Origin of the sequence: Elioraea sp. Yellowstone (assembly GCF_006704265.1) — a bacterium.
Taxonomy (GTDB): domain Bacteria; phylum Pseudomonadota; class Alphaproteobacteria; order Acetobacterales; family Acetobacteraceae; genus Elioraea.
On sequence record NZ_VIKA01000052.1, the window covers coordinates 1 to 20322 of the forward strand.

Annotated in this window: 18 protein-coding genes and 1 tRNA gene; 18 read left to right on the forward strand and 1 reads right to left on the reverse strand. The window is 72.1% G+C overall.

Translation table 11 applies throughout. The features are described from left to right. Nucleotides 1–70: 70 nt before the first annotated feature. The 8 genes from FK498_RS09430 (at nucleotide 71) to msrB (ending at nucleotide 8971) form a co-directional block, all read left to right on the forward strand. Nucleotides 71–1066: an ABC transporter ATP-binding protein gene (locus FK498_RS09430; RefSeq protein WP_141853891.1), complete on the forward strand. Its 996-nt coding sequence runs from the start codon at nucleotides 71–73 to the stop codon at nucleotides 1064–1066. Further along, entirely contained in the window at nucleotides 1066–2001 is a 936-nt protein-coding gene (locus tag FK498_RS09435; protein ID WP_202614799.1) for an ABC transporter permease, read from the forward strand. The genes FK498_RS09430 and FK498_RS09435 overlap by 1 nt, the downstream gene beginning before the upstream one ends. Before the next feature lies 1 nt (nucleotide 2002). Beyond that, on the forward strand, nucleotides 2003–2905 hold the full coding sequence (locus FK498_RS09440) for an ABC transporter permease (protein WP_237560898.1): 903 nt from the start codon (nucleotides 2003–2005) through the stop codon (nucleotides 2903–2905). Between the two features lie 9 nt (nucleotides 2906–2914). Beyond that, on the forward strand, nucleotides 2915–4390 hold the full coding sequence (locus FK498_RS09445; protein WP_141853893.1) for an alkaline phosphatase family protein: 1476 nt from the start codon (nucleotides 2915–2917) through the stop codon (nucleotides 4388–4390). Nucleotides 4391–4948: 558 nt separating this feature from the next. Then, nucleotides 4949–5665 carry a metallophosphoesterase family protein gene (locus FK498_RS09450; protein WP_141853895.1) on the forward strand — a complete coding sequence of 239 codons (717 nt, stop codon included), beginning with the start codon at nucleotides 4949–4951 and terminating at the stop codon, nucleotides 5663–5665. Nucleotides 5666–5711: 46 nt separating this feature from the next. Further along, nucleotides 5712–7181, forward strand: coding sequence for a D-glycero-beta-D-manno-heptose-7-phosphate kinase (rfaE1, locus tag FK498_RS09455; protein ID WP_161988361.1), 1470 nt, complete (start codon nucleotides 5712–5714; stop codon nucleotides 7179–7181). Beyond that, complete coding sequence (dgt, locus tag FK498_RS09460) at nucleotides 7181–8470, forward strand: dGTP triphosphohydrolase (protein WP_141853896.1); 1290 nt, start codon at nucleotides 7181–7183, stop codon at nucleotides 8468–8470. The genes rfaE1 and dgt overlap by 1 nt, the downstream gene beginning before the upstream one ends. Before the next feature lie 72 nt (nucleotides 8471–8542). Further along, a complete protein-coding gene (gene msrB / locus FK498_RS09465; protein ID WP_141853898.1) occupies nucleotides 8543–8971 on the forward strand; it encodes a peptide-methionine (R)-S-oxide reductase MsrB in 429 nt (142 codons plus the stop codon). Nucleotides 8972–9145: 174 nt separating this feature from the next. Here msrB and ruvX read toward each other — a convergent pair whose 3' ends face one another. Further along, nucleotides 9146–9631, reverse strand: a complete 486-nt coding sequence (ruvX, locus tag FK498_RS09470) for a Holliday junction resolvase RuvX (protein ID WP_141853900.1) — start codon at nucleotides 9629–9631, stop codon at nucleotides 9146–9148. A 44-nt stretch (nucleotides 9632–9675) separates the two neighbouring features. Here ruvX and gatC point away from each other — a divergent pair, with 44 nt between their 5' ends. From gatC to FK498_RS09520, 10 genes are all read left to right on the forward strand, one after another. Beyond that, nucleotides 9676–9975, forward strand: a complete 300-nt coding sequence (gene gatC, locus FK498_RS09475) for an Asp-tRNA(Asn)/Glu-tRNA(Gln) amidotransferase subunit GatC (RefSeq protein WP_141853902.1) — start codon at nucleotides 9676–9678, stop codon at nucleotides 9973–9975. Further along, the gene (gene gatA / locus FK498_RS09480) at nucleotides 9972–11450 is read left to right on the forward strand and encodes an Asp-tRNA(Asn)/Glu-tRNA(Gln) amidotransferase subunit GatA (protein WP_141853903.1); all 1479 of its coding nucleotides are present in this window, start codon (nucleotides 9972–9974) and stop codon (nucleotides 11448–11450) included. Before gatC ends, gatA begins: the two co-directional genes overlap by 4 nt. Beyond that, complete coding sequence (gene gatB, locus FK498_RS09485; RefSeq protein ID WP_141853905.1) at nucleotides 11447–12898, forward strand: Asp-tRNA(Asn)/Glu-tRNA(Gln) amidotransferase subunit GatB; 1452 nt, start codon at nucleotides 11447–11449, stop codon at nucleotides 12896–12898. The genes gatA and gatB overlap by 4 nt, the downstream gene beginning before the upstream one ends. A gap of 94 nt (nucleotides 12899–12992) precedes the next feature. Then, nucleotides 12993–13982 (forward strand): iron exporter MbfA, encoded by a 990-nt coding sequence (gene mbfA / locus FK498_RS09490; protein ID WP_141853907.1) that lies wholly within the window; start codon nucleotides 12993–12995, stop codon nucleotides 13980–13982. A gap of 68 nt (nucleotides 13983–14050) precedes the next feature. Beyond that, nucleotides 14051–14794 (forward strand): trehalose-phosphatase, encoded by a 744-nt coding sequence (gene otsB / locus FK498_RS09495; protein ID WP_161988362.1) that lies wholly within the window; start codon nucleotides 14051–14053, stop codon nucleotides 14792–14794. Next, nucleotides 14778–16574 (forward strand): glycoside hydrolase family 15 protein, encoded by a 1797-nt coding sequence (locus FK498_RS09500; RefSeq protein WP_141853911.1) that lies wholly within the window; start codon nucleotides 14778–14780, stop codon nucleotides 16572–16574. The genes otsB and FK498_RS09500 overlap by 17 nt, the downstream gene beginning before the upstream one ends. After that, nucleotides 16559–17920, forward strand: a complete 1362-nt coding sequence (locus FK498_RS09505) for a trehalose-6-phosphate synthase (protein ID WP_141853913.1) — start codon at nucleotides 16559–16561, stop codon at nucleotides 17918–17920. The genes FK498_RS09500 and FK498_RS09505 overlap by 16 nt, the downstream gene beginning before the upstream one ends. A 111-nt stretch (nucleotides 17921–18031) precedes the next feature. Next, on the forward strand, nucleotides 18032–18676 hold the full coding sequence (locus FK498_RS09510; RefSeq protein WP_141853915.1) for a glutathione S-transferase family protein: 645 nt from the start codon (nucleotides 18032–18034) through the stop codon (nucleotides 18674–18676). 75 nt (nucleotides 18677–18751) lie between these two features. Further along, a tRNA-Ser gene (locus FK498_RS09515) sits at nucleotides 18752–18844 on the forward strand. Nucleotides 18845–18957: 113 nt separating this feature from the next. Continuing rightward, nucleotides 18958–20268, forward strand: coding sequence for a DUF6538 domain-containing protein (locus FK498_RS09520; RefSeq protein WP_370510888.1), 1311 nt, complete (start codon nucleotides 18958–18960; stop codon nucleotides 20266–20268). Nucleotides 20269–20322: the final 54 nt, after the last annotated feature.

Consider the following 20322-nt stretch of genomic DNA (forward strand, 5'->3'; position numbering starts at 1 on the left):
GGCCCGGCCACCGCGCCGCCTGCCTCCGCCCCGGCCCGCGCGCCGCCGCCGCCGCGGAACCCGTCTTCGCATGACCGCGCTGCTCGAGGCCGAGGGGCTCGCGCGCCACTACGCCGTCCGCCTCGGCGGGCTGCTCGGCCGGCGCGGTGTGCTGCGCGCGGTGGATGGCGTGTCCTTCCGGCTCGACCCCGGCCGCACCCTCGCCCTGGTGGGCGAGTCCGGCTGTGGCAAGACGACCACTGCCAAGCTCGTGCTCGGCCTCGTGCCGCCGACCCGGGGGACGACGCGCTTCGAAGGCGAGGCGCTGCCGCCGGCCGGTACCGCCGCCTGGCGTGCCCTGCGCGCCCGCATGCAGATGGTCTATCAGGATCCGCTCGGCGCGCTCGATCGCCGGCTGCCGGTGGTCGTCCAGGTGGCGGAGCCGCTCGCGATCCATGGCGGCCTGCGGCCTGCCGAACGGCGCGAGCGCGCCCTCGCGATGCTCGCGCAGGTCGGGCTGCCCGCGCCGCTCGCCCAGCGCTACCCGCACGAGCTCTCGGGCGGCCAGCGCCAGCGCGTCGTGCTCGCGCGCGCGCTCATCCTCGGGCCGCGCCTGATCGTCGCCGACGAGCCGGTCTCGGCGCTCGACGTCTCGATCCAGGCGCAGGTGCTGACGCTGTTCGAGGAGCTCCAGGCGCGCTTCGGCGTGGCCTTCCTGTTCATCAGCCACGACCTCAAGGTGGTGCGCCAGGTCGCGCACGAGGTGGCGGTGATGTATCTCGGCCGGATCGTCGAGCAGGGCACGCCCGAGGCGCTGTTCGGCGATCCGGCGCACCCCTATACGCGCGCGCTCGTCTCGGCGATCCCGGTGGTGCGCCGCAACCGGGCACGCGTCCGCATCGTTCTCGAGGGCGACCCGCCCAACCCCATCGCCGTGCCGCCGGGCTGCGCGTTCCACCCGCGCTGCCCGGTCGCGCTCGCCGCCTGTCGCAGCGAGGTGCCGGTGCTGAAGGCGCGTGGCGACGGCCGGCTGGTCGCCTGCCACCTCGCCCACGGCGAGGCCGCCGCGAGGCGTCCGGCCGCCTGATGCTGCGCTTCCTGCTCTCGCGGGTCGCCCGCGCGATCCTGACCATCGTCGCGGTGGTGACCTTCGCCTTCGTCGTGCTGCGCCTCTCCGGCGATCCGGCGCTGCTCATCATGTCGGTGGATGCGCCGCCCGAGGCGATCGAGGCGTTCCGCGCCGCCTGGGGCCTCGACCGGCCGGTCTGGGAGCAGTACGTACGCTACTTCGTGCAGGTGGCACGGGGCGACCTCGGCCAGTCGATGCGCGATGGCAGGCCTGCCCTCGCGGTGGTGATGGAGCGGGTGCCGGCCACCCTCGCGCTCACCCTTCCGGCCTTCGCGCTCAAGCTGCTGCTCGGCGTGCCGGCCGGAATCTACGCCGCGCTGAACCGCAACCGGCTCGCGGACCGGCTCACCATGGTCGTCTCCGTCGCCGGCTTCACCGTGCCCTCCTTCGTGCTCGCCCTGCTGCTCGTGCTGGTGTTCGCGGTCCAGCTCGGCTGGCTGCCCTCGGGCGGGGCGGAGTCCTGGCAGCACGCCATCCTGCCGGTGGTGACGCTCGGCCTCGCCGGAGCCGCCGTCCTCGCCCGCTTCACCCGCAGCGCGATGCTCGAGGTGCTCGGCCAGCCCTACATCCGCGCGGCCTCGGCCAAGGGCCTGCCGTGGCGGCGCGTCGTCACCCACCATGCGCTGCCGAACGCGGCGATCCCGACGGTGACGATCATCGGCTTCATGGTCGGCTCCCTGGTCGCGGGTGCGGTGGTGGTGGAGAGCGTGTTCTCCTGGCCCGGCGTCGGGCGGCTGCTGGTCGTCGCGGTGGCGAACCGGGATCTCGCGATCGTGCAGACGATCCTGCTGCTGATCGCGGCGGCGATGGTGTGCGCGAACCTGGTGGTGGACATGCTGTACGGATGGATCGACCCGCGGCTGCGTACCGCGCGCATGGCGGGGGCCGGCTGAGGTGGCGCCGCAGGACGCCGCCGCCGCGGTGCCGTCCGCCGCGGCCGCGGTGGAGGAGCGCGGCAGGCTCGCCCGCGCGCTCGAGGCTTGGCCGCCCGGCGTGCTGCTCGCCCTCGCCTGGATCGCCACCATGCTGGTGGTCGCGCTGTTCGCGGACAGCCTCGCGCCCTACTCCTTCACCGCCCTCGACCTGCGCGGCCGGCTGCTGCCGCCGGTGTTCATGGGCGGGTCCTGGACGCATCTGCTCGGCAGCGACGAGCTCGGCCGCGACGTGCTCTCGCGCCTGATCGTATCGATCCGCATGAGCGTGCTGATCGCCTTCGGCGCCACCGTCATCAGCGCCGTGCTCGGCACGACGCTCGGCCTGCTGGCGGCGCATTTCCGCGGCCGGGTGGAGCAGGTCGTGCTCGCGCTCGTCGACTTCCAGGCCTCGATGCCGTTCCTGATCATCGCGCTCTCCGTGCTCGCCTTCCTCGGCAACTCGCTGCCGCTGTTCGTCGCCCTGATGGGCTTCCACGGCTGGGAACGCTATGCGCGCATCGCGCGCGGACTGACGATCGCGGCGAACGAGCAGGGCTATGCGAGCGCGGTGCGCCAGCTCGGCGCCGGCCCGGCGCGCATCTACGGCGTGCACGTGCTGCCCAACATCGCCTCGACGCTGATCGTCACCGCGACGCTCACCTTCCCCGAGATCATCCTGCTGGAGAGCGGGCTCTCCTTCCTCGGCCTCGGCGTGCAGCCGCCGCTCACCAGCCTCGGCAACATGGTGGGCTACGGCCGCGAGTATCTCACCCGTGCCCCCTGGATCATGCTCACTCCCTCCGCCACGATCGTGCTCACCACCCTGTCGATCAGCCTGGTCGGCGACTGGCTGCGCGACCGTCTCGACCCGACCCTGCGCTAGGATCGCCCGATGCCGCTCGCCTCCCGCGTCGTGCTCTTCGGCTTCGACGGGCTCCGTCCCGATCTCGTCACCGACCGTACCATGCCTGCGCTGGCGCGCTTCATCCGCGAGGGTGTGCGCTTTGCCAATGCGCGCAGCGTGTTTCCGTCCGAGACGCGCGTCGCCATCCCCTCGCTCGCGACCGGCTGCCGGCCGGGCACGCACGGTCTGGTCGCGAACAGCCTGTACGATCCCACCGCGGCGCCGGATCGCATGCTCAACACCAAACGGGCCGCCGACATCGACGCGCTGGTCGCCGCGCATGGGCGGCTGCTCGCGGTGCCGAGCCTGGGCGCGCGCCTTGCCGCCGCCGGGCGCACGCTCGACGTGGTCTGGACCGGCACGGTCGGGGCGGGACGCGCGATCTTCCCGGAAGCGGAGGCGCTCGGCGCGTTCCGCTGGCATCCGGAGGAGGCGGTGGGGCCGGCACGGGGGCTCGAGGCGCGGTTCGCCGCGGCGCCGCCGGCGGATGTGCCGAACACGCCGCGCATCCGTCACGCCGCCCGGCTGTTCATCGACCACGTACTCGCCGAACGCCGCGCCGCGGCCGCGCTGTTCTGGTCGAGCGAGCCCGATGTCAGCTACCACTACCGCGGCCTCGGCAGCGAGGAGGCGCGTGCCGCCATGCGCGCTGCCGACGAGGCCTTCGCCGAGGTGCTGGCGTGGCGCGAGGCTCAGCCGGACCGCGAGGGCATCGTCGTGATCGCGCTCTCCGATCACGGCCACGTCACCGGTACCGAGCGGCTCGATCTTGCCGCCGAGCTGCGCGCGGGCGGATTCATGGCGGCACGGGACGGTGCGATCGGCGCTCGGATCGTGCTCGGCGGCGGCGGTGCTCCCGGCCTGTGGGTGCGCGACCGCGACGCCGCGACCACGGCCGCGCTCGCGGCATGGCTGGCCTCCCGGCCCTGGGTCGGCCTCGTGCTCGCACGCGACGAGGGGATCCCGGGCACCATCCCGCTGGCCGCGCTCGGCGCTCGCCATGAGCGGTCGCCTGATATCGTGGTCACCTTCGCGGGCTCCGACGAACCGGATGCGCGCGGCGTGGCCGGCGTCGGGCTCATCGACATCGGCGACGTGCCCGTCGGTGGCGGCATGCATGGCGGGCTGCACGGCCGGGAACTGGCCATCGTGCTGGCGATCGGGGGCGACGCGCTGGCGCGGGGCGTGGTGCTGCGGCGCCCGGCGGATCTGACCGACATCGCGCCGACCGTTCTGGCGCTGCTCGGGGTCGCGGCCGATGGGATGGACGGCACGCCGCTCGCCGAGGCGTGGAGCGGCACTGATGTCGCGCCGCGGCGCAGGACGCTCCCCGGCATCCCGGGACGGACCGGGCTCTCCGTGTTCTGTCACGGAGCGTCACTGCGCCCCGACGCGATGGAACGGATCGGGGACTCCCTGGTGTCGGGGACGAGGGATCCGGATTCGCCAACCTGCCGACGATAACCTGCCGACGATCGGGGCTGTGACGGCCGGTCAGGCGGGTTTCCGCCTGCGAGCGCACGGTGCGGATGGTGCGGGATGACGAGCATCCGTCGCGGCGGGCGGCGCTGGCGTCGATCGCGGATGGGATCGATTCCGCGGCCGGGACGCTTCTTGATCGGGTGAGCGGGCCGAGGCCGACGCGGGCAGGCGGCCGGACATGCCGGCGGACGGAGGCGGGACGCCTGCCACGCCATGCCCGATGGCCGGAGGCTGGCGGCGTCGCACGAGCCGAACCGCCGCCGAAGGGTCGCGGAGCGGTTCAGACCGCGGTCACGCCGTTCCGGGCGCTGGCTCTGCGGAGGGTTTGATCCGATCGGACGGCTGGCATGGTCGGCGGGGGGAGGGAGACCAGGACGCGGAGCCGAGCAGCCTGTCGGATTTGCTCGCTCGTCACGCAACGGTCGATCCTCCATTCCGCACAAGAGCGCGGTCATGGATCATCGTGACGTATTCGGCGCTCTCTCGGCAGGCAGCGTGCGCCGCAGACCCGACTCCGACAGGCTGCTAGACTCCGCGCCGATGCCCCCCGAGATCCTGCCGGCTCCCGCCAGCCTGCCGCCCGGCCTGCGCCTCTACGCCGTCGGCGATCCGCATGGCTGCGCAGCACAGCTCGACGCCATCCACGCGCTGATCGCCGAGGACGCCGCCCGCGCGCCGGAGTCCGAACGCGTGATCGTCTATCTCGGCGACTACGTCGATCGCGGGCCGGACAGCCGCGGCGTGATCGAGCGCGTGCTGACCCCGCCGATTCCCGCCACCACGGTGCATCTCTGCGGCAACCACGAGGCGATGATGCTGGCCGCGCTGGACCGGCCCGGCGACGAGGCCGCGCTCGCGCTGTGGCTGCGCAACGGCGGGGTCGCCACCCTCCTCTCCTACGGTCTGACCGGGGAGGACGAGCCGGAGGCCTGGGCCGCGCGCCTGCCGCCCCGCCACCTCACCTTCCTGCGCGGGCTCGCCCGGCGGCATCGCGTCGGCGGCTACCTGTTCGTCCATGCCGGGGTGCGCCCGGGGGTGCCGCTCGACGCCCAGGACGAGGAGGACCTGATCTGGATCCGCGAGCCCTTCCTCTCCTCCGCCGCCGCGCACGGCGCGGTGGTGGTGCACGGCCACACGCCTGGGCGCGCGCCGGTGATCCGGCCCAACCGCATCGGCCTCGACACCGGCGCGGTCTACGGCGGCCGGCTGACCGCGGCCGCGTTCTGGGCCGACCGGATGGCGCTCTACCAGGCATGAGCCGGGCCGCTTGCCGCCCGCCCGCCCCCTCGCTATGCCGGTGCCGATGACCGCTTCCGACACGACCGACCTCGTCGCCGCCGCGCGCGCGCTCAAGCGCGCCTCGGTGCTGGTGGTGGGCGATGCGATGCTCGACCGCTACGTCTACGGCTCGGTCGAGCGGGTCAGCCCCGAGGCGCCGATCCCCGTGGTGACCGTCGAGCGCGAGGTGGCGATGCCGGGAGGGGCCGGCAACGTGGTGCGCAACGTCACCGCGCTCGGCGGCTCCGCCTCGTTCCTGACCGTGGTGGGCGACGACCAGGCGGGGGCCGACCTCACCGCCCTGATCGGCGGCCAGCCGAATGTCGAGCCCTGGCTGCTCGTGCAGGGCGGGCGGCTCACCACCGTGAAGACGCGCTACCTCGCCGCCGGCCAGCAGCTCCTGCGCGCCGATCGCGAGACCACCGAGGCGGTGCATCCGAAGCTCGCCGACCGGCTGGTCGCGATCGCGACCGACGCGATGGCGGCGTGCAGGGTGGTGGTGATCAGCGACTACCTGAAGGGCACGCTGGCGGGCGACACGGCGGCGCGGATCATCGCGGCCGCGCGCAAGCGCCGCCGCTTCGTCATCGTCGATCCCAAGGGGCGCGACTATTCGCGCTATGCCGGCGCCGATGTCGTCACGCCGAACCGGCGCGAGCTCGCCGAGGGCACGGGCCTGCCCACGGGCACCGCCGACGAGGTGGTGGCCGCCTGCCGCGCGCTGATCGCCGCGCACGGCTTCGGGGCGGTGCTGTGCACGCGCGCCGAGGACGGGCTGACCCTGGTCGAGGGGCGGCAGGGTGGCCAGGTGACCCATTTCGCCGCCGAGGCGAAGGAGGTGTTCGACGTCTCCGGCGCGGGCGACACGGTGGTGGCCACGCTGGCCGCCGGCATCGCCGCGGGGCTGAAGCTGCCGGTGGCCGCGCGGCTCGCCAACATCGCCGCCGGCGTGGTGGTGGGCAAGATCGGCACGGCGGTGGCGCGCGAGACGGAGCTGCTGGAAGCCCTGGCCCCCGCGACCGGCGCGCTGCGCAAGGTGGTGAGCCTGGAGGCGGCGGCCGAGCAGGTGGAGCGCTGGCGCCGGCGCGGCTGGCGCATCGGCTTCACCAACGGCTGCTTCGACCTCCTCCATCCCGGCCATGTGCACCTGATCGAGCAGGCGCGCGCGGCCTGCGACCGGCTGGTGGTCGGGCTCAACTCGGATGCCTCCGTGCGGCGGCTGAAGGGGGCGAACCGTCCGGTGCAGCCGGAAGCGGCGCGGGCGGCGGTGCTGGCGAGCCTCGCCGATGTCGATCTCGTCACGATCTTCGAGGAGGACACGCCCGAGGCGCTGATCGCCGCGCTGCGGCCCGACCTGCTGGTGAAGGGGGCGGACTACACGCTCGACCAGGTGGTGGGGGCGGATCTCGTGCGCTCCTGGGGCGGGCGGGTGATGCTGGCGGAACTCCTGCCCGGCAATTCCACCACCGCGACGATCGCGCGCCTGCGCGGCTGATGCTCGACCTCGCGCGGCTGTTCTCGCGCGTCCGCTTCGGCGAGGCCGCGCCGCGCGACGAGCCGCACCGCGACGCCTTCCAGCGCGACCAGGACCGCATCACCTTCGCGCGGCCCTTCCGCCGCCTGCAGGCGAAGACGCAGGTGCATCCGCTGCCGCACGACAGCCACGTGCGCAACCGGCTGGTGCACACGCTCGAGGTCGCCTCGGTCGGCCGGTCGCTCGGCGTGAAGGCGGCCGGGCTGATCGAGGACCGGCTGAGGGGGGCGGAGGTGAGCCCGCAGGAGGTCGGCGCCGTGGTGCGCTCGGCCTGCCTGATCCACGACATCGGCAACCCGACCTTCGGCCATGCCGGCGAGGAGGCGCTGGCGGCGAAGCTCGCCGCGCTGTCCGCGGACCTGCCCGACGCGCCTTCGGACCTCGCCTTCTTCGACGGCAACGCGCAGGGCTTCCGCATCGTCACCAAGATCGACATGCACCGGATGCGCCGCGGCTTCCGCCTGACCTACGCGACGCTCGGCGCGATGCTGAAGTATCCCTGGGGCGCGCGCGACGCCCGGTCCCGCGGCGGGACGAAGTTCTGCGTGTTCGAGACGGAGGCCGAGGCCTTCGCCGATGTCGTGCGCCATCTCTACGGCATCGACGATCCGGCGGCCGCGCCGCGCCATCCCGCGACCTGGCTGGTGGAGGCGGCCGACGACATCGCCTACACCCTCGCCGACCTCGAGGACGCGGTCGATCTCGGCATCGTGCCGGCGGGCGAGTTCGCCGAGATCGTCGGTCCGATCGCCGGCCGCCGCACGGGCGAGGTCGCCTCGTTGCGCGGCTTGGCGATCGGCGTGCTGATCGATGCCGCCGCCGCGATCTTCGCCGAACGCTTCGCGGCGATCGTCTCCGGCGCCCCCTATGGCGGCGGCGGCCTGCTCGACGATCTCGCCGCGCACGCGCCCGCGGTGGGCGAGGCCTTCGCCGAGGCGCAGCGCGTCAACCGCAGCCGCGTCTACGTGCACGACCGCAAGGTTGGGTTCGAGCTCGCCGCCGACGAGATCATCGGCACGGTGCTGGAGCTCGCCTTCGCCGCGGCCGTCGCGTTCGATGCCGCGCGCGACGCCGAGCGTCTGTCGCGGCGCCATCGCCAGGCCCTGACGATCTTCGGCGACTACCGCCCGGAGCCCGACTGGCCGCGCCACGAGATCCTGCGCGCGGCGGTGGATGCGGTGGCCGGCATGACCGACCCCTACGCCACCTTCGTCGCCGCGCGGCTGCGCGGCATCGAGCGGCCGCTGTGACCGCGGCGCAAGGGGGGAACCGGCCTCGCCCGGCTATTCCCACCGCCGCCATCCAGGACCATCTTCAGCGCCATGAGCACGACGACCGAGACCTTCCCCGTCCAGAAGTCCGACGCGGAGTGGCGCGCGATCCTCTCGCCCGAGGCCTATCGGGTGCTGCGCCGCCACGGCACCGAGCGCGCGGGCACGTCCCCGCTCGACCGCGAGAAGCGGCCGGGCGTGTTCGCCTGCGCCGGCTGCGGCGCGCCGCTCTTCGCCTCGGAGGCGAAGTTCGATTCGGGCACCGGCTGGCCCTCGTTCTCCCGCCCGCTCGAGGGGGCGGTGGGGACGCGCGAGGACCGCAGCTTCTTCATGCGCCGCACCGAGGTGCACTGCGCCACCTGCGGCGGCCATCTGGGGCATGTCTTCCCGGACGGCCCGCCGCCGACGGGGCTGCGCTACTGCATCAACGGCGTGGCCCTCGCCTTCGCGCCGGAGGAGGCGGCCCCGCCCTCGCCCTGACCCTTCCCGCTGCGCCGAGGGCGTGCGCTTGACCTCGGCCGGCAAGGCGTGGGATAGGACTTTTGTCTGAAGTCCTCGCCGTGCCCGGGCGCGGCTTCCTGCGCGGGGCTTCCGGCGCCGTGTGAAGAGCGTCGGCAGGGTCGGCGGGCGGAGTAAAGGCGTAAAGGAATAAAGTCATAAAGTGAAGGGGGCGATCCCCGGCCGGGTCGCGTCCAGTGCCGCCTGCAGCATCCAGGCGGCCGCCGCCTTGTCCACCACCGCGGCGCGGCGGGCGCGCGTCATGTCCGCCTCGCCGATCAGCATCCGGTTCACGGCGGCCGAGGAGAGCCGCTCGTCCCAGAGCGCGACCGGCAGGCCGAGGGCGGCGGCGAGCGCGCCCGCCCAGTCGCGCGCCGCCTGGGCGGCGGGGCCGGCGGTGCCGTCCATCGCGAGCGGCAGCCCGACCACCACCCCGCCCGCGCCCTCCTGCGCCGCGATCGCCGCGATCTCGGCCGCGTTGGCCGCGAGCTTTTTCCGCTTCAGCGCCGCGTAGGGCGAGGCGATCGTCAGGGTGACGTCGGACAGCGCGACCCCGATCGTCCGCGCGCCGGGATCGAGCCCGATCAGTCGTGCGCCCCTCGGCAGGGCGGCCCGCAGGGCCGCGACACTGGCAACCAGCATGGGCCGATGGTAACACCCCGGCCTTCCATCGAAGGAGCAGCCAGGTGTCGCTCGACGCCGAGACCGTCCGACGCATTGCCGCGCTCGCCCGCATCCGCGTGAAGGAGGAGGAGGTCGCGCGCCTCCAGGGCGAGCTGAACCACATCCTCGCCTGGATCGAGCAGCTCGCCGAGGTCGATACCGACGGCGTGGAGCCGCTGCCCGGGGCGATGCGCATGAAGCTCAAGATGCGCGAGGACGTGGTGACCGAGGGTGACCTGCACGAGGCGATCCTGGCGAACGCGCCGGACCGCGCGGACAACGCCCTGGGGTCGTTCTTCGCGGTGCCGAAGGTGGTGGAATGACCGCGCCGACGGATCTCACCATCGCCGAGGCGCGCGCGGCCCTCGCGGCGAAGCGGATCAGCGCCCGGGAGCTCGCCGAGGCGCATCTGGCCGCGATCGAGCGGCTGAAGGACCTGAACGCCTACATCACCGTGACAGCCGAACGGGCGCTCGCCGACGCGGCTGCCGCCGATGCGCGGATCGCGCGCGGCGAGGCGCGCCCGCTCGAGGGCATCCCCCTCGCGATCAAGGACCTGTTCTGCACCGAGGGCATCCGCACCACTGCGGCGAGCCGCATCCTCGGCACCTTCGTCCCGCCCTACGAGAGCACGGTCAGCGCTAGGCTCTGGGCCGCCGGCGCGGTGTGTCTCGGCAAGACCAACCTCGACGAGTTCGCGATGGGCTCGTCGAACACCACCTCCGCCTTCGGCAACGTGGTGAACCCCTGGCGGCGGCGCGGCGAGAACCGCGACCTGGTGCCCGGCGGCTCCTCGGGCGGGTCGGCGGCGGCGGTCGCCGCCCGGCTCTGCCTCGGCGCGACCGCGACCGACACGGGCGGATCGATCCGCCAGCCCGCAGCCTTCACCGGCACGGTCGGCATCAAGCCGACCTACGGGCGCTGTTCGCGCTGGGGCATCGTCGCCTTCGCCTCGTCGCTCGACCAGGCCGGGCCGATCGCGCGCACGGTCCGGGACGCCGCGATTCTGCTGCGCGAGATGTCGGGGCATGACCCGAAGGACAGCACCTCGGCCGACGTGCCGGTGCCGGATTTCGAGGCGGCGGTCGGCCTTGGCGTGAAGGGGCTGCGCATCGGCGTGCCGAAGGAGTACCGGCTCGACGGCATGGCGCCGGAGATCGAGGCGCTCTGGCGGCAGGGCATCGCCTGGCTGAAGGACGCGGGGGCGACGATCCACGACATCAGCCTCCCGCACACGCGCTACGCCCTGCCGACCTACTACATCGTCGCGCCGGCCGAGGCGTCGTCGAATCTCGCGCGGTATGACGGCGTGCGCTACGGGCTGCGCGTGGACGAGGGGGGCGATCTCGACGATCTCTACGAGGCGACGCGCGGGGCGGGCTTCGGCGCGGAGGTGCGGCGGCGCATCCTGATCGGCACCTATGTGCTGAGCGCCGGCTACTACGACGCCTATTACCTGAAGGCACAGAGGGTGCGCGCGCTGATCCAGCGCGACTTCGACGAGGCGTTCCGCAGCGTCGATGCGATCCTGACGCCGGCCACACCCTCGTCGGCCTTCGCGATCGGCGAGAAGCAGGACGATCCGGTGACGATGTACCTCAACGACGTGTTCACCGTGCCGGCGAACCTCGCCGGCCTGCCGGGGATCAGCGTGCCGGCGGGGCTCGATGCCGCGGGCCTGCCGCTCGGGCTTCAGGTGCTCGGCCGGGCGTTCGACGAGGAGACCGTGTTCCGCGTCGCCGCGGCGATCGAGGCGGCCGCCGCGTTCGACGCGCTGCCGCAGGTGAGGGCCGCATGACCTATACGCTCGAAGGCCGCACAGGCACCTGGGAGATCGTCTGCGGGCTCGAGGTCCATGCCCAGGTGATCTCGAAGGCGAAGCTGTTCAGCGGTGCGGCGACCGCCTTCGGGGCTGCGCCCAACACGCAGGTCAGCTTCGTCGACGCCGCATTCCCCGGCATGCTGCCGGTGATCAACCGCGAATGCGTGGCGCAGGCGATCCGCACCGGGCTCGGGCTGAACGCACAGATCAATCTTTGGTCGCGCTTCGACCGCAAGAACTACTTCTACGCCGACCTCCCCGCCGGGTATCAGATCTCGCAGTACCAGCACCCGATCGTCGGCAAGGGCGAGATCGTCATCGACCTCGCGGACGGCACCACGCGCACGATCGGCATCACGCGGCTGCATCTCGAACAGGATGCGGGCAAGTCGCTGCACGACCAGCACCCGACCAAGTCCTATATCGACCTCAACCGCGCCGGTGTCGCGCTGATGGAGATCGTCTCCGAGCCCGACATCCGCTCGCCCGAGGAGGCTGGCGCCTATCTCGCCAAGCTGCGCCAGATCCTGCGCTATCTGGGCACCTGCGACGGCAACATGGAGGAAGGATCGCTCCGCGCCGACGTGAACGTGTCGGTGCGCCGCCCGGGCGAGATGTACCGCACGCGCTGCGAGGTGAAGAACGTCAACTCGATCCGCTTCGTGATGCAGGCGATCGAGGCCGAGGCGCGGCGCCAGATCGAGGTCTGGGAGTCGGGCGGCGAGGTGCAGCAGGAGACGCGGCTGTTCGATCCGAACCGCGGCGTCACCCGGCCCATGCGCTCGAAGGAGCATGCCCACGACTACCGCTACTTCCCCGATCCGGACCTGCTGCCGCTCGAGCTCGACCCGGCCTGGATCGCGGAGCTGAAGGCACACCTGCCGGAACTGCCCGACGCCAAGGCGGCACGGTTCCAGCGGGACTACGGCCTCTCGGCCTATGATGCGCGCGTGCTGGTCGCCGAGCAGGCCACTGCCGACTACTACGAGGCCGTGGCCAGGGGCCGCGATCCCAAGCAGGCCGCGAACTGGGTGATGGGCGACCTGTTCGCGGCGCTCAACCGCAGCGGTCGGTCGATCGCCGACCCGCCCGTGCCGGCCGCGTCCCTCGGCAGGCTGCTCGACCTGATCGCCGACGACACGATCTCGGGCCGCATCGCCAAGCAGGTGTTCGAGGAGATGGTTGAGACCGGTGCCGATCCGGTTGCGATCGTCGAGGCGAGGGGGCTCAGGCAGGTGACGGACACCGGCGCGATCGACGCGGCCGTGGCGCAGGTGCTCGCCGCCCATGCCGACAAGGTGGCGGAGTACAAGTCGGGCAAGGACAAGCTGTTCGGCTTCTTCGTCGGCCAGGTGATGAAGGCGATGGCCGGCAAGGGCAATCCGGCGCTCGTCAACGAGGCGCTCAAGCGCGCGCTGTCCTGACTCCTCTCCGGCGTCTTGCCTGGCCGGCATGGCGCGCGTTTCCTTGCGCCAGCCGGCGCAGCCGCGCACGGCCGTCCCGAGGAGCGAGAGGACGATGCTGTCGAGACTGGGGTTCGCCTTCGGTGGAAGGCGACGCTTCGATTCGCTCTCCGAAAAGGAGATCCTGGCGCTGGCGATCGCCTCCGAGGAGGAGGACAGCCGGATCTACGCCACCTACGCCGCCAGGCTGCGCGCCGACTATCCGGCCTCCGCCGCCGTGTTCGAGGACATGGCGGCGGAGGAGGATCGCCACCGCCGGCGCCTGATCGAGATCTACCGCAGGCGCTTCGGCGAGGTGATCGTGCCGATCCGCCGCGAGCATGTCGCCGACTTCTACGTCCGCCGTCCCGTCTGGCTGGTCGAGTCGCTCGGCCTCGAGCGCATCCGGGCCGAGGCGGCGTCGATGGAGCGCGAGGCGCGCGACTTCTACCTCGCCGCTGCCTCCCGCACGCAGGACGCCGAGACGCGCAAGCTGCTGGGCGACCTCGCCGCCGTCGAGGCCGGGCACGAGAAGAAGGCCGACCGCCTCGCCGAGACCCATCTCGGAGCGGAGGCGCGCGAGCAGGAGGATCTCGCCGACCGGCGCCAGTTCGTGCTGACCTGGGTGCAGCCGGGGCTCGCCGGGCTCATGGACGGGTCGGTCTCCACCCTCGCGCCGATCTTCGCCACGGCCTTTGCCACCGAGGACACCTGGACCACCTTCCTGATCGGCCTTTCCGCCTCGGTCGGGGCCGGCATCTCGATGGGCTTCACCGAGGCCGCGCACGACGACGGCAAGATCTCCGGCCGCGGCGCGCCGTGGAAGCGTGGCCTCGCCTCGGGCGTGATGACGACGATCGGCGGTCTCGGCCATGCGCTGCCCTACCTGATCCCGCATTTCTGGACCGCGACCGCGATCGCGCTCGCCGTGGTGTTCGTCGAGCTCTGGGCGATCGCCTGGATCCAGAACCGTTACATGGAGACGCCGTGGCTGCGCGCGACCTTCCAGGTCGTGCTGGGCGGATCGCTGGTGCTGGCGGCGGGGATCCTCATCGGCGGGTCCTGAGCCGGGCGTCTGCTCACGATCGTGTGAGAAATCGGGAACCGGCGCCACGTTTCTGCCATTTACCGGGAGTGACCGGGACGACGTTGCCTGCGCCGGGCGAGCTGTTGCGCCGCTTCGCCCTGTTCCTCGATTTCGACGGCACGCTGGTCGAGATCGCGCCGACACCCGACGCCGTGCGCGTCGATCCGGCTCTGCCGGCGATCCTCGCCTCCCTGCATCGCCGGCTCGGCGGCGCGGTGGCGCTGATCTCCGGCCGGCCGCTGGAGACGCTCGATGCGTTCCTCGCGCCGGTGCGCCTGCCCGCGGCCGCCGAGCATGGCGCCGCCCTGCGCCGGCACGGTGACGGACAGCCCGAGCATGTCGATGTGCCGTCGGTGCCCGACGCTTGGCGCGCGCAGGCCGAAGCGCTTGCATCCCGCGTGCCGGGCGCGATCTACGAGCCGAAGCGCCACGGCTTCGCGCTGCATGCGCGCCGTGCCCCGGCGGCCATGCCGACGTTCGAGGCGGCGCTCCGCGCACTCATCGCGGAGGACGACCGTTTCCTGCTGCTGCCTGCGCACATGGCCTGGGAGGTGAAGCCGCACGCGGCCGACAAGGGCACCGCGCTCAGGGCCCTGATGGCCGGTGTGCCGTTCCACGGCCGCACCCCCCTGTTCGTCGGCGACGACGTCACCGACGAGGCGGCGATCGCGGCGGCCGAGGCGCTGGGCGGGGTGGGTCTGCGGGTCAGCGAGGCGTTCGGCGATCCTGCCGGCGTGCGCGCCTGGCTCGCAGATCTTGCCGAGGAGGCCGGCGGTGCCACAGCCGCTTGACCTTGCGGTCGCCGGCAACGGCACGGTCGCCGCGCTGATCGACACCGCCGCGCGCGTCACCTGGCTCTGTTGGCCGCGGCTCGACGGTGATCCGGTGTTCTGCGCGCTGCTGGACGGCGAGACGCCGCAGCACGGCTTCGCCGACATCGAACTCCTCCATCGCACCGGAAGCGTGCAGCGCTACCGCCGCAACACCGCGATCGTCGAGACCGAACTCGCCGACCGCGACGGCAACCGCCTGCTGGTGACCGACACCGTGCCGCGCTTCCGTCGCCGCGGACGGATGTTCCGTCCGCCCATGCTCGTGCGCCGCGTGCAGCCGCTCAGCGGCCGGCCGCGCATCCGCCTGCGCATCCGCCCGCGTTTCGGCTGGGGTGCGGAGGCGCCGGAGATCCGCCCGGGCTCGAACCACATCTCCTATCGCGGTCCGGCCGAGGACATGCGTGTCTCGACCGACGCACCGATCGGCTTCATCGGCCACGAGACGCCCTTCGTGCTCGACCGGCCGCTCGCGCTGATCATCGGCACCGACGAGAGCCTGACCGAGCCGCCGGCCGAGCTCGCGCGCCGGTTCGAGGAGGAGACCACCAGCTACTGGCAGGAATGGGTGCGACTGCTTAACATCCCGTTCGAGTGGCAGGAGGCCGTGATCCGCGCCGCGATCGCGCTGAAGCTCTGTGCGCATGACGACACCGGTGGCATCGTCGCCGCGCTGACGACCTCGATTCCCGAGGCGCCGGGAACGATCCGCAACTGGGACTATCGCTTCTGCTGGCTGCGTGACGCCTTCTTCACCGTGCAGGCGCTGAACCGCCTCGGGGCGACGCGCTCGATGGAGAAGTTCGTCTGCTACCTCACCGGCGCGGTTCTGGGCGATGCTGGCGTGCCGCTGCGCCCGGTCTACCCGCTGGTTCCCGACGGGCCGATGCTCGAGACGGAGGCGACCGCGCTCGCCGGCTTCCTCGGCCAAAGGCCCGTGCGCATCGGCAACGCGGCGGTGGACCAGCAGCAGAACGACGCCTGGGGCAGCGTGATCCTCGCCGCGGTGCAGATGTTCTTCGACCAGCGACTGCCGCGCCCGGGCGACCGCGCGCTGTTCCGCCAGCTCGAGACCCTGGCCTCGGCCGCCGCCGAGGCGGCACTGACGCCCGATGCCGGGATCTGGGAGTATCGCGGCCGCAACCGCGTCCATACCTTCTCGGCAGCGATGTGCTGGGCGGCGGTCGACCGGATGGCGCGCGTCGCGCGCCATCTCGGGCTTGCCGAGGAGGCGGCGCGACTGGCCGGCCGCGCCGCGCCGATCCGGGCGGAGATCCTGCGCCGCGCCTGGAGCGAGCGCGAGGGTGCCTTCGTCGAAAGTCTCGACGGCGAAGGGTTGGATGCGGCGCTCCTCCTCCTGCCCGAGATCGGCGTGATCGCGCCCGCAGATCCGCGTTTCGTCGCGACCGTCCAGGCGATCGAGCGACATCTGGCGCGCGACGGGCTGCTGCTGCGCTACAGTGCGCCGGACGATTTCGGCATGCCGGAGACGGCATTCGTCGTGTGCAGCTTCTGGCTGGTCGACGCGCTGCACGGGATCGGCCGGGAGGAGGATGCGCGTGCCCTGTTCGAGCGCATCCTGTCGTTGCGCAATCATGTCGGCCTGCTGTCGGAGGATGTCGATCCCCGCACCGGCCAGCTCTGGGGCAACTATCCGCAGACCTATTCGCAGGTGGGGCTGATCCTGTCGGCGATGCGTCTGTCCAGATCATGGGAGGAGGGATTTTGGCGCGCCTGGTGATCGTCTCGAACCGTGTTCCGGTGCCGCGGCCGCGCGAACGCCCGCAGGCGGGCGGGCTGGCGGTCGCGCTGAAGGAGGCGCTGGCGACGCGCGAGGCGCTCTGGTTCGGCTGGTCGGGCCAGACCGGACCGCAGACCGGCGGCGCGTCGGCGATCGTCACGGTCGGCCAGACCACCTTCGCCACGATCGACCTCACGGCCGAGGACTACCGGCTCTACTACACCGGCTTCTCCAACGGGATGCTCTGGCCGCTCCTGCACTACCGCATGGGACTCGCCGAGTTCCGTCGCGAGGAGTGGGAGGGCTATCGGCGCGTCAACGCCGCCTTCGCCCAGGCGCTCGTGCCCCTTCTGCGCGAGGACGACACGATCTGGATCCACGACTTCCACCTCTTCCCGCTCGCCGCCGCGCTGCGGGCAGCCGGTGCGAGGCAGCGCATCGGCTTCTTCCTGCACGTGCCCTTCCCGCCCCTGCCTCTGTTCCGCGCGTTGCCCCAATGCAACATCCTGCTGCGCGAACTCGCCGCCTGCGACCTTGTCGGCACCCAGACCGAGACCGATGCCGCCAATCTGCGCGAAGCGTTGCGCAGCGCCGGCTTTGACGTGCCGGTGCGCGCCTTTCCGATCGGCATCGACGCCGAGGAGTTCGCGCGCGAGGCCGAGCGGGCCGTGCGCGGACCGGAAGCGCGCCGGCTCGCCGGCAGCCTCGGCGGGCGGGCGCTGATCCTGGGTGTCGACCGGCTCGACTATTCCAAGGGCCTGCCGCAGCGGCTGCGCGGCTTCGCTGCCCTCCTGCGTCGCTTCCCCGAACATCGCGGCCGGGTGACGCTTCTGCAGGTGGCGCCGGTGAGCCGCGGCGACGTGGTGCAGTACCGCGCGCTCAGACGCGAGCTCGACGAGCTCGCAGGGCGCATCAACGGCGAGCACGGCGACATCGACTGGGTCCCCGTGCGCTGGATGACGCGCGCGGTGCCGCGCGCCACGCTCGCGGGGTTTCACCGCCTCGCCCGGGTCGGTCTCGTGACGCCGATGCGCGACGGGATGAACCTGGTCGCGAAGGAGTTCGTCGCCGCGCAGGATGCGGCCGATCCGGGCGTCCTGGTGCTTTCCTGTTTCGCCGGGGCAGCCGAAGAACTCAGGGGGGCGATCCTGGTCAACCCGCACGATCCGGACGAGATCGCGGAGGGGCTGAACGCGGCGCTGGTGATGCCCGCCTCGGAACGGCGTGCGCGCTGGACCGGCGACATCGCGGTGCTGCGGAGGAACTCCGCCGCCGCCTGGGCGGAGGGGTTCCTTGCCGCGCTGGCCGAGCACGCGGCGGAGCCTGCCCGCGCGGGCGGATGGTGACCGGCCTGCCCGTTTTCCGTCGCAGGCGGGCGCCCCGATCCCCCGCAGTCGCTCTCGACACGTGTCCGCCCGCCCCCTAGCGTCACGCGCCACGCGGCAACGGAGTCCCGCATGATCGACCTCTACACCTTCGACACGCCGAACGGCCGCAAGATCAGTGTCGCGCTGGAGGAGATGGCGCTGCCCTATCGCGTGCACGTCGTCGACATCACCAAGGGCGAGCAGTTCGCGCCGGAGTTCCTCAGGATCAGTCCGAACAACAAGATCCCCGCGATCGTCGATCCCGACGGCCCCGGCGGCAAGCCGGTGAGTGTCTTCGAGAGCGGGGCGATCCTGCTTTATCTCGCCGAGAAGACGGGCCGGTTCATGCCGCGCGATCTGGCCGGACGGATCCCCGTCTGGGAGTGGCTGATGTGGCAGGTCGGCGGCTTCGGCCCGTTCCCCGGACAGGTGCATGCCTATCTGCAGGTCGAGAACGAGGCCGACCGGCGGCATCCGCTGGAACGATACCAGAAGGAGACGAACCGTCTCTACGGTGTGCTTGACCGGCGTCTTGCCGGGCGGGACTTCGTCGCGACGATGGGCGAGCCATCGATCGCGGATTTTGCCATCCTGGGTTGGGCTTGGCGGCATCAGCGCCATCGTGTGGAGCTTGCGGACTATCCCAACGTTAAGGCTTGGTATCAGCGGATGATGGCGCGGCCGGGCGTGCAGCGCGGCTTCGCGGTGCCGATGCGCCGCCCGGAGGCAGCCTGACGGGTTCGGTTGACGCGGACCGAGGGGGTCTCTAGAAGCCGAGGCCGCATACGTCGTGAGCACGCCACTCACGGCGGAGGGGTGGCCGAGTGGCTGAAGGCGGCGGTTTGCTAAACCGTTATACGGGGATAACCCGTATCGTGGGTTCGAATCCCATCCCCTCCGCCAGTCCTTAACAAAGGCTTAGCGCATCCAGGGCCTCCGGTCCGCCGATCCGGCGGCGGGCCGAACTGGCACACCTGAGTGCGACACCTGCCCCCGCCAGGCGCGAGGGCGCGGGCATGGGCGGCCGGGTTCATCTATTGGCAAGGGGTGGGCGGTTCTATTGGCGGGCGCGCCTGCCCATGGTGCTCGCCCGGCGCCTCGGGCGCACGCATTACGGGATCGCGCTCCGGACCAGCGACAGGGGGCTCGCGCGGCGTTTGGCGACGCGGGCGACCGCCGCGATGGAGAGCCTTGCCGAGACCCTGGCGATGACCGCGCAGGAACCCCAACAGCCCACAGACGCCGAGCTGATGGAGATCCTGCGCGAGATGTTCCGCGCCATCATCGCGCGCGGCGAGCGCGAGCATCTGTTCCGGCCCGAGAACTGGGACCCGGACGCCATCAGCGATGACGACACCGACGAGGAGCGGGAGGCGAAGGCGCTCGACGACCCGATGGACCGAGCGCGCTACTGGCGCGGCGTCCTCACCCGCAACGCGCTGGAAGAGATCCGGCCCTACACGCAGGCCGCCCTGCGACGTCGCAACCGCGCCGCGCCCGAGCCGGACGAGCGGCACCGCTCTTTCCTGCGGATGGCCGCTGGCGTTGCCGCGGAGGCGCACGCCATCCTTGGCGAGCGGCGAATGGGCCGCACCCTCGCGGCGCACTTCCCCTACGAGGGCTGGCCGGGGCCGTCGGAGGTCGCGGATGAGGGAAAGGTCGGCCCCGCGAGGCCGAGCGTCTCGACGCTCTTCAAGCAGCACGCCGAGCGCAAGCGCTGGGGGCCGGCAAACCGCCAGAAGGCGGCGGTCGCGGTGCGCCTGTTCCGGGGGCTCGTCGGCGATCCGCCTGCCGCCACGATCACCCGCCAGGACGCTGCCGCGTTCAAGCGGCAACTGGAAAAGATGCCCGCCGCCTGGGCGCAGGCCTCGATCTACCGCGACGCCGCCGCCGCTGGCGATCTCCGCGCCGTGATGGCGACGGCCAAGGTCCTGCGCGAGACGCTCGCCGCGACGGCAAGCCCCACGATCACGCTGCCCGATGGCTCGACCGTGCCGCGCAAGCGCGCCGAGGCCCTCGCGGCGCCCATGCACCCGAAGACGATCAATATCCACTTGGAGTTCTTCTTCTCCGCCTTCCGCCGCTTCATCGCCGAGGGCGAGTTCGTCGGCGAGAATCCGTTCGCTGCGCTGCGATTCGACAGCAAAGAGCTGCGCCATGTCTCCGAAGCCGCTGCCCCTGACGACACCCGCGACGCCTGGCCGCGCGCACACCTGCAGACGCTCTTCGATTCGCCGCTCTGGACCGGGTGCAAGGGCGCCACGCGCCGCAAGGAGGCGGGCCGGGTGCTGATTGAGGACGGATGGACACCTCGAAAAACCCGCTGATCGGGCGCTGCTGAGGGGCTGTTGATGGCGCCGTTGAATGCGGACCGGCCGTTT